The following is a 14,801-nucleotide window of genomic DNA, read 5'->3' on the forward strand; positions in this document are numbered from 1 at the left end:
TGCAGTGGTTCGCCTGAACCCTGCAGGAGCTCGCTCCCACAGGGTAGGTGGGGTTAGATACCCTTATGGCGCTTGCGCACGAGTTTCATCACCACCACAAAAAACACTGGCACAAACAGCACAGCCAGTGTCGCCGTGATCATCCCGCCAATCACCCCGGTGCCGATGGCTTGCTGGCTCGCTGAACTGGCCCCGGTGGCAATCGCCAGCGGCACCACACCCAGAATGAACGCCAGCGACGTCATCACAATCGGTCGCAGCCGCAGGCGCGCGGCTTGCAGCGTGGCGTCGATCAGGTCGTGGCCTTCGTCGTACAGGCTCTTGGCGAACTCGATGATCAGGATCGCGTTCTTCGCCGACAGCCCGATGATGGTGATCAATCCAACCTTGAAAAACACGTCATTGGGCATCCCGCGCAAAGTCACGGCCAGTACCGCGCCGAGCACGCCAAGCGGTACCACCAGCAGCACCGAGGTCGGTATCGACCAGCTCTCATACAACGCGGCCAGACACAGGAACACAATCAGCAACGATAAACCGAGCAGGATCGGAGCCTGACTGCCGGATAACCGCTCCTGCAATGACAACCCGGTCCATTCCTGCCCCAACCCCGCCGGTCCTTGCGCCACCAGACGCTCGATTTCCGCCATGGCTTCGCCGGTGCTGTAACCGGGCGACGGTTCACCGGAAATACTGATTGCCGGGTAGCCGTTGTAGCGAGTCAATTGCGCAGGGCCCTGGGTCCACCTGGCCTGGACGAAGGCCGACAACGGCACCATTTTCCCGGCGCTGTTGCGCACGTGAATCTTCAGCAGATCGGCGACCTGACTGCGCTGATCGCCTTCAGCCTGCACCACCACACGCTGCATCCGCCCCTGATTAGGGAAGTCGTTGATATAAGCCGAACCGACGGCGGTGGACAGCACGTTGCCAATGTCGGCAAAGGACACGCCCAGCGCGTTGGCCTGTTTGCGGTCGACTTCCAATTGCACCTGCGGCGCTTCGGCCAAGGCGCTTTCGCGCACGTTCATCAGGATCGGACTTTTCTCGGCGCCAGCGAGCAATTCACTACGCGCCTGCATCAGCGTGGTATGGCCGAGGCCGCCGCGGTCCTGCAAGCGGAACTCGAAACCGCTGGAAGTGCCAAGGCCATCCACCGGTGGCGGCAGTACTGCAAACGCCACGGCGTCCCTGATCTGGCTCAACGCGATGTTGGCGCGATCGGCAATGGAACTGGCCGAGTCGTCGCTACCCCGGTCAGACCAATCCTTGAGCGTGGTAAACGCCAACGCGGCGTTCTGCCCGCTACCGGAAAAACTGAAACCGAGAATCACCGTGCTGTCGCCGACGCCGGGTTCAGTGGCGTTGTGGGCTTCGATCTGCTCGACCACCTGCACCGTGCGGTTCTTGCTTGCACCCGGTGGCAGTTGAATGTCGGTGATGGTGTAACCCTGATCCTCCACCGGCAGGAACGAGGAGGGCAGGCGACTGAAGCACACGCCCAATCCGATCAGCAGCACGCCGTAGATCAACAGGTAGCGGCCTGTGCGTTTCAGTGCATAGGCAACCCAGCCCTGATAACGCTCGGTCAGTTGCTCGAAGCGCCGGTTGAACCAGCCGAAGAACCCGCGCTTCTCGTGGTGTTCGCCCTTGGCAATCGGCTTGAGCAGCGTCGCGCACAACGCCGGGGTCAAGGTCAGGGCGAGGAACGCCGAGAACAGGATCGACGTCGCCATCGACAAGGAGAACTGCCGGTAAATCACCCCGACCGAGCCCTGCATGAACGCCATCGGAATGAACACCGCGACCAGCACCAGCGTGATGCCGATGATCGCCCCGGTGATCTGCTTCATCGCCTTGCGCGTTGCCTCTTTGGGCGACAGGCCTTCGGTGGCCATGATTCGCTCGACGTTCTCCACCACCACAATCGCGTCATCCACCAGGATGCCGATCGCCAGCACCATGCCGAACATGGTCAGCACGTTGATCGAGAACCCCAGCGCCAACATGGTCGCAAAGGTGCCCATCAGCGCCACCGGCACCACCAGGGTCGGAATCAGCGTGTAGCGGATGTTTTGCAGGAACAGGAACATCACCGCGAACACCAGCAACATCGCCTCGCCAAGGGTGTAAACCACCTTGGTGATCGAGACTTTGACGAAGGGCGAGGTGTCGTACGGGATCTTGTATTCCACGCCAGCGGGGAAGTAGCGCGCCAGTTCGTCCATCTTCGCCCGCACCAACGTGGCAGTGCTCAAGGCATTGGCGCCCGGTGCCAACTGCACGCTGACGGCGGTCGATGGTTTGCCGTTAAGGCGGGTGGAGAACTGGTATTCCTGACTGCCGATCTCGACACGCGCCACATCTTTGATGCGCACCGTGGAGCCGTCGGGATTGGCTTTCAGGACGATGTCGGCGAATTCTTCCGGGGTCGACAACTGGCCTTTGACCAGAATGGTCGCGGTGATTTCCTGGGTGGTGCGGGTTGGCAAATCGCCGATGCTACCCGCCGACACTTGCGCGTTCTGCGCGACGATGGCGGCGTTGACGTCGGCCGGGGTCAGGTTGAAGCCGATCAGCTTCTGCGGATCGATCCAGATTCGCATGGCCCGTTCGGCACCGTACAACTGCGCCTTGCCGACGCCGTCCAGACGCTTGATCTCGTTCATCACGTTGCGTGCCAGGTAATCGCTGAGCGCCACGTCGTCGAGCTTGCCGTCGCTGGAGGTGAGGGTGATCAGCAGCAGGAAACCGGCGGAAACTTTCTCCACCTGCAAACCCTGTTGTGTCACCGCTTGAGGCAGACGCGACTCGACCACTTTCAGGCGGTTTTGCACATCGACCTGCGCCATTTCCGGGTCAGTGCCCGGCTGGAACGTCGCGGTGATGGTGGCACTGCCGAGGCTGCTCTGGGATTCGAAATACAGCAGATGGTCAGCGCCGTTGAGTTCTTCCTCGATCAGGCTGACCACGCTTTCGTCCACGGTTTGCGCCGAAGCACCGGGGTACACCGCGTAGATTTCGACTTTCGGCGGCGCGACGTTGGGGTATTGCGCCACCGGCAACTGTGGAATGGCCAGGACGCCGGCCAACAGGATGAACAGGGCAACCACCCAGGCGAACACCGGGCGATCGATAAAGAACTGCGGCATAAAGAAGCGTCCTGCTTACTGGCCAGAAACTTGGGCAAGTGGAAGAGGGGTGTCGTCGATCTGCACTTTTTCGCCGGGACGGGCGTGCTGCAGGCCTTCGGTGACGATGCGGTCACCGGGCTTGAGACCGGCGGTGACGATCCAGCGATCGTTCTGCACGGCGCCCAGTTCGACCGGTTGCTGGCCGACTCGCTGCTCGGCATCGAGCAACAGCACTTGGGCAATACCGGCACTGTCACGCTGGATGGCCCGTTGCGGCACGCTGATGCCTTGTTGGTTGACCGCTTGCTCCAGACGCACGCGCACGAAGCTGCCCGGCAGCAAATCGAGGTCCGGGTTGGGGAATTCGCTGCGCAGAATGATCTGGCCGGTGCCGGGGTCGACGGTGATGTCGGCGAACAGCAACTTGCCGGGCAACGGATAGAGACTGCCGTCGTCCTGGATCAGCGTGGCTTTGACCTGGTCCTGACCGACCTGCTGCAAGTGGCCGGAACGGAACGCCCGGCGCAGGTCGTTGAGTTCGCGGGTCGATTGGGTGAGGTCGGCGTGAATCGGGTTCAGTTGCTGGATCAATGCCAGCGGTGTGGTTTCGTTCTGCCCGACCAGTGCACCTTCGGTCACCAGCGCGCGACCGATGCGCCCGGAAATCGGGGCGGTGACGGTGGCGTAACCCAGGTTGAGTTTCGCCCGTTCCACGGCAGCCTGGTTCGCGGCGACGTCGGCAGCGGTTTGCCGGGCACTGGCCCGGGCGTTGTCATAGTCCTGACCGCTGATGGCATTGCCTTCGATCAACTGCGCGTAACGCTGCTCTTGCAGGCGCGCCTGGAACGCATTGGCTTGCGCCTTGCGCAGCGCCGCTTCGGCGCTGTCCAGGTCGGCCTTGAACGGCGCCGGGTCGATACGGAACAACACTTCACCTTTTTTCACATCACTGCCTTCACGGAACGCCCGTTGCAGCACCACACCGGCAACCCGAGCGCGGACTTCGGCAATGCGTGGCGCGGCAATCCGCCCGCTCAGTTCACTGGTGATCGAGAGTGGGCTGGCCTGGATGGTTTCAATGCGAACCGTGGCCAGAGGCGCCTGTTCTTCGGCAGTCGAAGCCTTGTCACAAGCGCTCAGCGTCACCGCCAGTGCAATCAGGCTGAGCCTGGCAAGCAGATTCTTTGACATGTAATACCCCAATAATGACCCCCCGCATCCTACGGGGAGGCGACGAGGGTAGCGGTGAAGCTTTGTTGGTGCTGTGTGAAATTGTGTAAGGGTTTTACTCAGGCACGGCTGAGGGCGTATATCCTTCACGCCTCGATTTCTATTGCGACTGTTAGATTGCTTTCGCGAGCAGGCTCGCTCCCACAGGGGACCGCATTTCAACTGTAGGAGCGAGCCTGCTCGCGAAAGCGGTCTGTCAAACGCCACTGCACTTTCTGGAAACACCCCATGCCCAACATCCTCCTGGTCGAAGACGACACCGCGCTCTCCGAACTGATTGCCAGTTACCTGGAACGCAACGGCTATAGCGTCAGCGTGATCAGCCGTGGTGACCATGTGCGCGAACGGGCGCGGGTCAATCCGCCGGACCTGGTGATCCTTGACCTGATGCTGCCGGGGCTCGATGGCCTGCAAGTCTGCCGTTTGCTGCGCGCCGATTCGGCCACCTTGCCGATCCTGATGCTCACCGCCCGCGACGACAGCCACGATCAGGTGCTGGGACTGGAAATGGGCGCTGACGACTACGTCACCAAACCTTGCGAACCGCGGGTGTTGCTGGCCCGGGTGCGGACGTTGTTGCGGCGCAGCAGCCTGATTGAACCGCAGACGGCCAACGACCGCATTCTGATGGGCAATCTGTGCATCGACCTGTCCGAGCGCACCGTGACCTGGCGCGAGCAATTGGTCGAACTGTCCAGCGGTGAATACAACCTGCTGGTGGTGCTCGCTCGTCATGCCGGTGAAGTGCTCAGTCGCGACCAGATCCTGCAACGCCTGCGCGGCATCGAGTTCAATGGCACCGACCGCTCGGTGGACGTGGCGATTTCCAAGCTGCGGCGCAAGTTCGACGATCACGCCGGCGAGGCGCGCAAGATCAAGACGGTGTGGGGGAAGGGGTACCTGTTCAGCCGTTCCGAGTGGGAATGCTGAGTCGATGTTCAGAATCCTGTTTCGCCTGTATCTGGTGACCATCGTTTCGTACAGCGCGGCGATCTATCTGGTGCCTGACGTGGTGATCAAGGTCTTCCAGGAGCGCTTTGTCACCTACAACCTCGATTATTCGCGCGGGCTGCAAACCCTCATCGTCAAACAGTTTCACGCCGTGCCCCCGGCGCAGTGGCCGGCATTGGCCGCGGAGATGGACAAGGAATTCCAGCCGCTGCACATCGTCCTGACCGGTAACGACGACCCCGATTTCACCGCTGATGAGCGCAGGCGTTTGCAGCGTGGCGAGAACATCGTGCGCATTGGCGACTGGGGCTGGCGCACCCTGGCGGTGGCGCCGCTGAACGAGCGGACGGTGGTGGAGATGATCGTGCCGCCGGACCCGATAGACGTCAGCCTGTTGTACTGGAGCATCAACGTGTTGATCGGCGCGACCATGCTCGCCTGCCTGTTGCTGTGGCTGCGCCCGCACTGGCGCGACCTGGAACGTCTCAAAGGGACGGCTGAACGTTTCGGCAAGGGCCATTTGAGCGAGCGCACACAGATTTCCAGAAGCTCCAACATCGGTAGCCTGGCCAACGTTTTCGACACCATGGCTGGCGATATCGAGAACCTGCTCAACCAGCAGCGGGACCTGCTCAATGCCGTGTCTCACGAATTACGCACGCCCCTGACACGACTGGATTTCGGCCTGGCGCTGGCACTGTCCGACGATTTGCCCGCCGCCAGTCGCGAGCGTCTGCAAGGGCTGGTCGCGCACATTCGCGAACTCGATGAGCTGGTGCTGGAACTGTTGTCCTACAGCCGCCTGCAAAACCCGGCGCGGCTGCCGGAGCGGGTCGAAGTGTCGCTGGATGAATTTATCGACAGCATCCTCGGCAGCGTCGACGAAGAACTGGAATCCCCGGACATCGTTATCGATGTGCTGCTGCACGGGCAACTTGAGCGCTTCACCCTCGACCCAAGGTTGACTGCCCGCGCTATACAGAACCTGCTGCGCAATGCGATGCGCTACTGCGAAAAACGCATCCAGATTGGTGTGCAGGTGTGTGCCAAGGGGGCGGAAATCTGGGTGGACGACGATGGGATCGGTATTCCGGATGAGGAGCGTGAGCGGATTTTCGAACCGTTCTATCGGTTGGATCGCAGTCGGGATCGGGCCACTGGCGGGTTTGGTCTGGGGCTGGCAATCAGTCGTCGGGCGTTGGAAGCTCAGGGCGGCACGCTCACCGTTGAAGCGTCGCCGCTGGGTGGGGCACGGTTTCGGTTGTGGTTGCCCACCTCAGCCTGACGCGTATCAGCTCAGTACGCGAATCGGTTCTCCCGCAGACCACGCCTGAATATCCTCGATCATCTGCGAGAAAAACTGCTGATAGTTTTGTTGGCTGACATACCCGACGTGGGGCGTGGCCAGCACAGTGTCCAGGGTTCTGAACGGATGATGAGCCGGCAAGGGTTCCTGCTCGAAGACGTCCAGCGCAGCGCCGGCCAGTCGCCGTTTTTGCAACGCCTTGATCAACGCGGCCTCATCGACGATCGGGCCACGGGCAGTGTTGACCAGCAGCGCCGAAGGTTTCATCCAGTCCAGTGCCTGGGCGTCCACCAAGCCGCGGCTACGCTCGCTGAGCACCAGATGGATCGATAGCACATCGGCCTGTTCGAACAGTTCCTGTTTGCTGACGCAGGTCACGCCGACTTCGGCTGCGCGTGCGGCGGTCAGGTTCTCGCTCCAGGCAATCACCCGCATGCCGAACACCTGGCCGAACCGGGCAACGCGAGTGCCAATGCTGCCCAGCCCCAGGATTGCCAGGGTCTTGCCATGCAGGTCGCCGCCCAGGCTTTGCTGCCATAAACCGGCTCGCAGGGCGTTGGCTTCAACCACCAGGTTGCGGGTCGCCGCCATGATCAACGCCCAGGTCAGTTCCGGCGCTGCGTGCTTGTAACTGTCGGTGCCACAGACCTGAATGCCCTGCGCAGCGGCGGCTTTCAGGTCCAGGGCGGCGTTGCGCATGCCACCGGTGACCAGCAGCTTGAGTTTCGGTAAGCGCCGCAGCAGGTCCTCATCGAACCGGGTGCGTTCGCGCATCACGCAGATCACTTCGAACTCGCCCAGCCTTGCCGCCAGGGTGTCGTTGTCGCCAGGGTAGTCATGGATGAAACTTACCTGGCCGATGGGCTCCAGCACCGACCAGTCCACCACGTCACGGGCCACGTCCTGCCAGTCATCAATCATCGCGATCTGCACTGTCATCGGCTTTACCTCATCAATGAACGGGGTTGGTATTGTTCAGCCAAGCGAGCAGGGCCTGGTGGAATTGCGCCGGTTCTTCCATTTGCGGCGCGTGGCCCATGCCGGGGAATTCGACCAGCGTTGACCGGGGAATGAGTTTCGCCACCTGCTTGCCGAGGACGTCGTAGTGACCGAGTTTCGCCTTGACCTCGGGCGGTGCGATGTCGCTGCCGATGGCCGTGGTATCGGATGTACCGATCAGCAGCAGGGTCGGCATCTTCAGGTCCTTGAACTCGTAGTACACCGGTTGGGTGAAGATCATGTCGTAGATCAGCGCCGAATTCCACGCCACCTGCGTATGCCCCGGTCCTTTGTTCAACCCGGCGAGCATGTCTACCCAGCGATCGAATTCCGGCTTCCAGCGGCCGCCGTAATAGGTGTTGCGTTCATAGGTGCGGATGCCGTCGGCGGTGAGTTTCAGCTCGCGCTCATACCATTGATCGACCGTGCGATAGGGCACGCCGAGCGCTTTCCAGTCTTCCAGGCCGATGGGGTTGACCAGGGCCAGTTGTTCAACCTGATCGGGGTATTGCAGCGCATAGCGAGTGGCGAGCATGCCGCCGGTGGAGTGCCCGAGAACACTGGCCTTTTGAATGCCCAGGGCCTTGAGCAATTGCTGGGTGTTGGTCGCCAGTTGCTGGAAGCTGTACTGATAATGGTCGGGTTTGCTGGAGGTGCAGAAACCGATCTGGTCCGGGGCGATGACCCGGTAACCGGCTTCACTCAGGGCCTTGATCGAACTGTCCCAGGTGGCACCGCAGAAGTTCTTGCCGTGCATCAGCACCACGCTGCGTCCGTTGGCCTTGCCGTTGGCGGCGACATCCATGTAACCCATTTGCAGGGATTTGCCCTGGGATTCAAAGGCGAAATGCTTGACCGTGTAGGGGTATTCGAAACCTTGCAGCTCCGGCCCGTATTCCGGGCCTTCGGCGTGGGCGATGACAGGCAATGCAGCGGTCAGTAGCAGGCTGGGCAGCCAGCGGAAAGGGGTGAGGGACATGGGCGAGCTCCATTGGAAATCGGCCGATGCTGGATCGGCATGATTAGGGCGACATTAAACACAGGCAATCGCCGTGGCTAATCGTTCAACCCATCCAGCCCACTGTGGCCATGGTCAACACACCATAACGGGCGCCTTTGGCGAGGGTCACGATCAGCAGGAATCGCCCCAGCGGCTCGCGCATCACGCCGGCCACCAAGGTCAGCGGATCACCGATCACAGGCACCCAGCTCAGCAGCAACGACCAATGACCGTAACGCTGATAATGCACCCGGGCTTTTTCCAGATGGCGCGGGCTGACGGGAAACCAGCGCCGATCATGAAACCGCTCGATACCGCGTCCCAGCCACCAGTTCACCAGCGACCCCAGGACATTGCCCAATGTCGCCACGGCGAGCAGCGACCAGAGCCAATACTTGCCGCTGAGCAACAGCCCCACCAACACCGCTTCGGACTGCAAGGGCAGCAAGGTTGCCGCACCGAATGCGGCAAAGAACAGCCCGATGTACGCACCGAACATCAATGGGCCGGGTAGTCCGCCACCACCATGTCGGTGCCATCTTTCTTCAGGCCGATCACTTGATACGCATCACTCATGCCGTCCATTTCCATGCCGGGTGAACCCATGGGCATGCCGGGTGCGGCGACGCCCAGCAGATCGTCGCGCTTGCTCAAGGCCAGCACCTGATCGGCGGGGACATGACCTTCAACGAATTTGCCGTTGATCAAAGCGGTATGACACGACGCCAGACGTGGAGGCACGCCGTGCTGTTGCTTGAATTCGCTCATATTGGCTTCGACGTGATCGTCGACTTTGAAGCCGTTGGCTTCCAGATGGCTGATCCATTTTTTGCAGCAACCGCAATTGGCATCGCGGTGAACCTCGATCGGGATCAGGTCGGCGGCCTGGGCCAGGGAGGAAATGAACAGGGCGCTCAGGGCGACCAGACGCAGGTGGGTTCGCATGGGGGATCTCGTCTCGAATAGCGGCCAAAAAATGCATTTTGACCATTCTAACCAGTATCGAGGCAGGAGATTGTTTCGAAGTAATACGAGTTTCAGCCGCCGCACATTCTTTGTAGCAGCTGCCGAAGGCTGCGTCCGGCTGCGTAGCGTCGAAAAATCACACTCCCATTGGATAAGCCAATGAAACAGGGCGCTTTTCCGCTTGTATCGTAAATGTACGAGAATTGTAAAAAACCGGAATAAATAGTTGGTATGGCAAGTGGCCAGGCTGATACTCGCCCGCTCTTAACCAGATTAAACAAGGAGCTTTGTATGGTCGCCTCACACGGATGTCTGTTTCAGATAGCGCAGTCGGGAGTTCGGTCATGACTATTGGCTATACCGGTGCCTGGACTTCCAAGGCAGGTTTGCTGGTCAAGGACACAGGCGCTGGCAAGCCTGTGACGCACAGCGCCAGGGTCAAGCAAATGCTGGCATTGGTGGGAAGCGATCCCAGTGCGCTCAACACGAAGTTGATGGATGAGCAGAAACTGCACAGAAACATCAAAGGCTTCGATCCGGAAAATGTCACCGCCAAACAACTGGGCAATCTCAGTGCGTTCTTGAAAGCCAAAGGACTGATTTCTGATATTACTTCAATGACCTTAATGAATGCCGGTGACAAGTTTGACCGGTTCGGAATACAGAAAGACCCGGATGCGAAATTCAATGCACTGGAGTATTTCGCCACTCAACTGGACACCATCCAGAACAACAGCATCAAGGGTGACAAGTACGCTGCGGGACTGATCCCGGAATACAAGAAAGCGATCTACGTACTGCAGAATTTACAAGCTTATGGCAAGGGCAACGGCACATCAGTGCCTACCGACAAGGGCGTCAGCTCAAAGGCGTGACGGTTTGTCCTGGCCCACTCAACTTGTCGAATGGGCCAGGTGTCGGTTACCGGTCAAGTAACTCCATGACTTCTTCCGGATAACGTAAACCCGCCGTGGCATTGGCCGGGAATATCGCTTCCAGTGCTTGCAAGTCTTCGCCGCTGAGCTTCACATCCAGCGCGGCCACATTTTCTTCCAGGTATTTACGCTGTTTGGTTCCGGGAATCGGGATAACGTAATCACCCTGAGCCAGCACCCATGCGAGCGCGAGTTGGCCGGCAGTCACACCTTTGTCTGCGGCCAGGTCCTGCACTTGCCGCACCAACAACAGGTTTTTGGCGAAGTTTTCGCCTTGAAAACGCGGGCTGAAACGCCGGTAGTCGTCTGCCGCGAAATCATCAGGGCTTTTCAGCGCTCCAGTGAGAAAGCCACGGCCCAAAGGGCTGTAAGGGACGAAGGCTATTCCCAGGCGCTGACACGCGGCCAGACAACCGTTTTCCTCCTGATCACGGCTCCATAACGAATATTCACTTTGCAGCGCACTGATCGGATGAACCTTGTGCGCGCGCTCAAGTGTTGCGACCGAGGCCTCGCTCAAACCCAGGTATCGAACCTTGCCGGCTTTCACCAGGTCGGCCATGGCACCGACGGTTTCCTCGATGGCCACCTGCGGATCGATGCGGTGCTGGTAATACAAATCCAGAGTCTCGACACCGAGACGCTTGAGGGTGCCGTCGATAGCGGCGCGAATGTACTCCGGTCGGCCATTCACGCCCCGCGCAACCGGATTGGCCGGGTCGCGAACGATCCCGAATTTGCTGGCCAGAAACACCTGGTCTCGCTTGCCGACGATGGCTTTGCCGATCAGTTCTTCGTTGGTGTGCGGGCCGTACATGTCGGCGGTGTCGAGCAGGTTGATGCCCAATTCCAGCGCGCGATGCAGTGTGACCGTGGCTTCGCGGACGTCCACGCCAGTCGTGTAGAAATCGGTCATGCCCATGCAGCCCAGACCCATCGCGCTGACGAGTGGACCGTTTTTGCCCAGTTGACGTGTTTGCATTGAAATCAGCTCCCTGTGAGTGAAGTCCATTGTTGATCTCGACAGAAACAAGATAAACCGGCTAAAACTGCTATCACTGTTCGTAATTTCTAAATAATCAGCCGGTAAGCAATAGCCATGGACCGTTTTAATGCGATGCGCGTGTTCACTCGAATCGTCGAACTGGGCGGTTTTGCCAAAGCGGCGGATAGCCTGCAATTGCCCCGTGCCTCCGTGACCATCCTGATCAAACAGTTGGAAGCGCATCTCGGTGTGCAACTGTTGCAACGCACGACGCGGCAGATCAGCCTGACGCTCGACGGCGCGGCCTATTACCCTCGTTGCGTGCGGTTGCTGGCGGATCTGGAGGAAACCGAAGCGGTGTTCAGCACTGCACGCAATAACCCCAAGGGGCTGCTGCGCGTGGACATGCCGGCGGGCGTAGGGCGCTTGATAGTGATCCCGGCGTTACCGCAATTCACTGCTCGATATCCTTTGATCGAGCTGGAAATCGGCTTGAATGACAGACCTGTCGACTTGATACGCGAAGGCGTCGATTGCGTGCTGCGGGGCGGCGACTCACTGGATGATTCACTGGTGGCGCGGCCGTTGGTCATGCTGGACCAGGTCACGTGTGCCAGCCCCGATTACTTGAAGCGATTCGGAACGCCTCAGTGTCTGGCTGACCTGGAAGGCCATCAGATGGTGGAGTACTTCTCCAGCAACAATGGCAAGCGTTATGGGCTGGAGTTCACGGTCAATGATCAGGTTCAGCTCATTGATTTGCCCAAGCAAGTTTCGGTCAACAGCGCCGATGGTTACCTGGCCGCGTGCGAGGCGGGGTATGGTCTGGTCCAGGCCCCGTCTTACCACGTAGCGCGCCAGTTGAGCGAAGGCCGTTTATGTGAAGTCCTCAGTGCGGTGCCGACACCGGGCATGCCGCTGACCGCGCTTTACCCGCCACACCGCCAGTTGTCCCGGCGGGTGAGGGTGTTTGTCGACTGGCTGGTAGAGCTTTGCGCGCAGCCGGGCAATGACTTTTATCGAAAAGCCTCACGCGGCTGAGCGGGCTCTGTTCAGCGCTTCGGCGCTACTCTGCATGTTGGTGTTTTGCTGTAAATCGTCATGCAAGCGTTGCATGTGCGGGCAATGCAGGTCGAGGTGTCGAGACTGCGCCCCTCGATGAAACAGTGCGAACCACCCCTGGGCACTGGAGGTAGGCGTCAGCCCGGTAAAGGTGAAACCAAGGGCCGCCAGATTGCGAACGTCCTGGGCAAAGTGCCGTGACAACTGAAGTTTGGCCGAGATCAGCCAGTGCCTGGGCAATTGCCGGACCTGCTCAAGCAGACGTTTGGTCAAACGCTGAATGACCATGTCGAATCTTTTATGGTGTTGCTTGAGTTGCAAGGGCAGGGAAGACAACGGCGTCATGTCCGCATGAGTGCCGAACACAGCACACAAGTGCTGCATAAACCCTCGGCAGCTTTCAGGCCATGGGATATCGGGAAGTGGACGCGTTTGCCCTTCGACTACATGGCAACCCATCACGATGGTTTCCGGCAGCGGCTCGGCGAAGGGCGAAGGGACGTAGTCAGGTAGCAAACCCGTGCTGTGGAAGCCGATGCTTGCAGCCATGCGTTGCGTGTAGGGATGGTGTGTCACTTGTTTGATCGAGACGCTGTTGAACCCCATGGAACCTGATTGCGACAACAACTCCCGACCCAGACGGGTCGCGATGCTCTGCCCCTGCGCGGCGGGATGTACCACGCTGAGGGCCAGTTCGGTGGTGTCCGCAGGTGTGTCATGACACAACGCGGCATGCCCTAGAACGCGTACGTCGTCCACCGCCAGCATCGACTTCCAGCGTCCCTTGGCATTGTGCTGATCGATCATGTTCGGCAAATACACATCCGGCTGAACGTAATGATCGCCATAGACCTCGCGAAACAACTGGCTTACGGCTCGTGCGTCGGAGGGGCGATAGGGGCGAAAAACCAAATGCGGCATCATGCGGGCTCCGACAATGGTGCGTCATACACGCGCAGGTCCTGGACCCGCAATTGTTTGCCGGAGCGTGGGTGAAGCTTCAATGCGGTGACTGCACAAGACAACACTCGCAATTCCAGCAGACCCTCGCGGCTCAACTCCTCGATGGCGGGATAGTGTTCAACCAACGCCTCGTACAACGCTCGGCACACCGGTACGGTGGCCATCGATAGCGTTGAGGGAACCCACTTCACACTCAAAATATCTTTGTATCCGTCATGTTCGATCAACAATTGCCATTGGTCGTTGTGGGCAATGCGCTGGACGATCTGCTGGATGTCGTCGATCAGCAGCGACAGCACGCCGACGCGCACTCGCTGGCTGTGCACGCTACGTCCCTTGAGGGCGAATTTGCGATTTGGGGCTGAGCCGGGCTCGCGCCAGCACGCGCGGTCGCCCACTGGATAACGCAGCAGTGGCATGAGCCGGCGGGTCAGACTAGTCACCACCAACAATCCGGTGCGATCGCATTCTTCGATGACTTCGCCGGTGAGTTCATCGATGATCTCCAGCAAGGTTTGTGGTTCAAACACCCGATGCTCGCCCAAGGCGCAGTCACGAGCGCTGGCCCCGATAAGGCCGGCATCTACGCTGGCATAGCCAATGGACGCGATGCGCACGTTGGGAAATACGTCGGTGAGGATTGCTACCTGCTGGGCAAACAGGCTTTCGCCGCCATACAACAACGTCTCAACCCCGCGCAGTACTCGCCGATGCTGGTTCAGGTAGGCAGCGAATCGCAGCAGCTGTGCCGGGACGCCGACCAGCACGTTGATCCGATGCTGATCAATCGCATCGGCCAGTGCGCCCAGCTCCGCGTGTCCAGTAAACGGAAACTCGCAGATCGATCGCCTGACGTGTACCAGGGAGTCGTGGATGAACAGAAAGCTGGCATAGAGATCTCCGGAAAAGAATAGATTGGCGACACGGTCTCCGTCATTCAGTTGTGAGGAGAAGCTTTCTCCAAATGTACTGACCAGTTCTTGCCATTCGCTATAGGTGTAAACGGACAGTTTGCCCTGGCTGGTCGATCCGCCGGTTTGAAACACCAACGCATCGTCGACCTTTGCGGTCAGGACCGGCCAATGATTCAAGTCATGGCTGTCAGACCAATAGTCCACAGCGTTGGTCAGCGGTATATCTTGCAACTTAATGCCCTGCGACGGTAAGTGTTCCAGTTGCTGGCGGTAGAAGTTTGAATGTTGTCGTATATAAGACAGCAGTTGTTCGAGTGAATAAGTCGATTTCACTGGATTCTCTCTTTTCTATCAGG

At 59.4% G+C, this 14,801-nt stretch carries 13 protein-coding genes; 4 read left to right on the plus strand and 9 right to left on the minus strand.

Annotated features, from left to right (window positions below):
* Nucleotides 1-53: 53 nt before the first annotated feature.
* A complete protein-coding gene (locus tag BLW70_RS18490) occupies nucleotides 54-3,152 on the minus strand; it encodes an efflux RND transporter permease subunit (protein WP_074876321.1) in 3,099 nt (1,032 codons plus the stop codon).
* Nucleotides 3,153-3,167: 15 nt separating this feature from the next.
* Nucleotides 3,168-4,325, minus strand: coding sequence for an efflux RND transporter periplasmic adaptor subunit (locus BLW70_RS18495; RefSeq protein WP_074876323.1), 1,158 nt, complete (start codon nucleotides 4,323-4,325; stop codon nucleotides 3,168-3,170).
* A gap of 267 nt (nucleotides 4,326-4,592) precedes the next feature.
* Here BLW70_RS18495 and BLW70_RS18500 point away from each other — a divergent pair, with 267 nt between their 5' ends.
* The gene (locus tag BLW70_RS18500; protein WP_074876325.1) at nucleotides 4,593-5,294 is read left to right on the plus strand and encodes a response regulator; all 702 of its coding nucleotides are present in this window, start codon (nucleotides 4,593-4,595) and stop codon (nucleotides 5,292-5,294) included.
* Nucleotides 5,295-5,298: 4 nt separating this feature from the next.
* Nucleotides 5,299-6,600, plus strand: a complete 1,302-nt coding sequence (locus tag BLW70_RS18505) for an ATP-binding protein (RefSeq protein ID WP_074876327.1) — start codon at nucleotides 5,299-5,301, stop codon at nucleotides 6,598-6,600.
* Between the two features lie 6 nt (nucleotides 6,601-6,606).
* Here the strand turns inward: BLW70_RS18505 and BLW70_RS18510 are convergent, their stop codons facing one another.
* The 4 genes from BLW70_RS18510 to BLW70_RS18525 all read right to left on the minus strand — a co-directional run bounded on the left by BLW70_RS18510 (nucleotide 6,607) and on the right by BLW70_RS18525 (nucleotide 9,565).
* The gene (locus BLW70_RS18510; protein WP_074876329.1) at nucleotides 6,607-7,560 is read right to left on the minus strand and encodes a D-2-hydroxyacid dehydrogenase family protein; all 954 of its coding nucleotides are present in this window, start codon (nucleotides 7,558-7,560) and stop codon (nucleotides 6,607-6,609) included.
* A 13-nt stretch (nucleotides 7,561-7,573) separates the two neighbouring features.
* Entirely contained in the window at nucleotides 7,574-8,599 is a 1,026-nt protein-coding gene (locus BLW70_RS18515) for an alpha/beta fold hydrolase (RefSeq protein ID WP_074876331.1), read from the minus strand.
* 85 nt (nucleotides 8,600-8,684) lie between these two features.
* Complete coding sequence (locus BLW70_RS18520) at nucleotides 8,685-9,119, minus strand: YqaA family protein (RefSeq protein ID WP_074876333.1); 435 nt, start codon at nucleotides 9,117-9,119, stop codon at nucleotides 8,685-8,687.
* Nucleotides 9,119-9,565: a DUF411 domain-containing protein gene (locus BLW70_RS18525; protein WP_074876335.1), complete on the minus strand. Its 447-nt coding sequence runs from the start codon at nucleotides 9,563-9,565 to the stop codon at nucleotides 9,119-9,121. The genes BLW70_RS18520 and BLW70_RS18525 overlap by 1 nt, the downstream gene beginning before the upstream one ends.
* Nucleotides 9,566-9,930: 365 nt before the next feature.
* Here BLW70_RS18525 and BLW70_RS18530 point away from each other — a divergent pair, with 365 nt between their 5' ends.
* On the plus strand, nucleotides 9,931-10,461 hold the full coding sequence (locus BLW70_RS18530; RefSeq protein ID WP_074876337.1) for a hypothetical protein: 531 nt from the start codon (nucleotides 9,931-9,933) through the stop codon (nucleotides 10,459-10,461).
* Between the two features lie 46 nt (nucleotides 10,462-10,507).
* Here BLW70_RS18530 and BLW70_RS18535 read toward each other — a convergent pair whose 3' ends face one another.
* Nucleotides 10,508-11,503, minus strand: coding sequence for an aldo/keto reductase (locus tag BLW70_RS18535; protein WP_074876339.1), 996 nt, complete (start codon nucleotides 11,501-11,503; stop codon nucleotides 10,508-10,510).
* 117 nt (nucleotides 11,504-11,620) lie between these two features.
* Here BLW70_RS18535 and BLW70_RS18540 point away from each other — a divergent pair, with 117 nt between their 5' ends.
* The gene (locus BLW70_RS18540) at nucleotides 11,621-12,547 is read left to right on the plus strand and encodes a LysR family transcriptional regulator (RefSeq protein ID WP_074876341.1); all 927 of its coding nucleotides are present in this window, start codon (nucleotides 11,621-11,623) and stop codon (nucleotides 12,545-12,547) included.
* Here BLW70_RS18540 and BLW70_RS18545 read toward each other — a convergent pair.
* Both BLW70_RS18545 and BLW70_RS18550 read right to left on the minus strand, forming a co-directional pair.
* Nucleotides 12,536-13,489, minus strand: coding sequence for a GNAT family N-acetyltransferase (locus BLW70_RS18545; protein ID WP_074880668.1), 954 nt, complete (start codon nucleotides 13,487-13,489; stop codon nucleotides 12,536-12,538). The two genes, BLW70_RS18540 and BLW70_RS18545, sit on opposite strands and share 12 nt — an antisense overlap.
* Nucleotides 13,489-14,778, minus strand: a complete 1,290-nt coding sequence (locus tag BLW70_RS18550) for a phenylacetate--CoA ligase family protein (RefSeq protein WP_074876343.1) — start codon at nucleotides 14,776-14,778, stop codon at nucleotides 13,489-13,491. Before BLW70_RS18550 ends, BLW70_RS18545 begins: the two co-directional genes overlap by 1 nt.
* Nucleotides 14,779-14,801: the final 23 nt, after the last annotated feature.

Source organism: Pseudomonas frederiksbergensis, from assembly GCF_900105495.1.
Taxonomy (GTDB): Bacteria; Pseudomonadota; Gammaproteobacteria; order Pseudomonadales; family Pseudomonadaceae; genus Aquipseudomonas; species Aquipseudomonas frederiksbergensis.

Coding starts and splice junctions, on each gene's coding strand:
- BLW70_RS18490 (WP_074876321.1), bottom strand. CDS start 3,152: ATGCCGCAGTTCTTTATCGATCGCCCGGTGTTCGCCTGGGTGGTTGCC.
- BLW70_RS18495 (WP_074876323.1), bottom strand. CDS start 4,325: ATGTCAAAGAATCTGCTTGCCAGGCTCAGCCTGATTGCACTGGCGGTG.
- BLW70_RS18500 (WP_074876325.1), top strand. CDS start 4,593: ATGCCCAACATCCTCCTGGTCGAAGACGACACCGCGCTCTCCGAACTG.
- BLW70_RS18505 (WP_074876327.1), top strand. CDS start 5,299: ATGTTCAGAATCCTGTTTCGCCTGTATCTGGTGACCATCGTTTCGTAC.
- BLW70_RS18510 (WP_074876329.1), bottom strand. CDS start 7,560: ATGACAGTGCAGATCGCGATGATTGATGACTGGCAGGACGTGGCCCGT.
- BLW70_RS18515 (WP_074876331.1), bottom strand. CDS start 8,599: ATGTCCCTCACCCCTTTCCGCTGGCTGCCCAGCCTGCTACTGACCGCT.
- BLW70_RS18520 (WP_074876333.1), bottom strand. CDS start 9,119: ATGTTCGGTGCGTACATCGGGCTGTTCTTTGCCGCATTCGGTGCGGCA.
- BLW70_RS18525 (WP_074876335.1), bottom strand. CDS start 9,565: ATGCGAACCCACCTGCGTCTGGTCGCCCTGAGCGCCCTGTTCATTTCC.
- BLW70_RS18530 (WP_074876337.1), top strand. CDS start 9,931: ATGACTATTGGCTATACCGGTGCCTGGACTTCCAAGGCAGGTTTGCTG.
- BLW70_RS18535 (WP_074876339.1), bottom strand. CDS start 11,503: ATGCAAACACGTCAACTGGGCAAAAACGGTCCACTCGTCAGCGCGATG.
- BLW70_RS18540 (WP_074876341.1), top strand. CDS start 11,621: ATGGACCGTTTTAATGCGATGCGCGTGTTCACTCGAATCGTCGAACTG.
- BLW70_RS18545 (WP_074880668.1), bottom strand. CDS start 13,489: ATGCCGCATTTGGTTTTTCGCCCCTATCGCCCCTCCGACGCACGAGCC.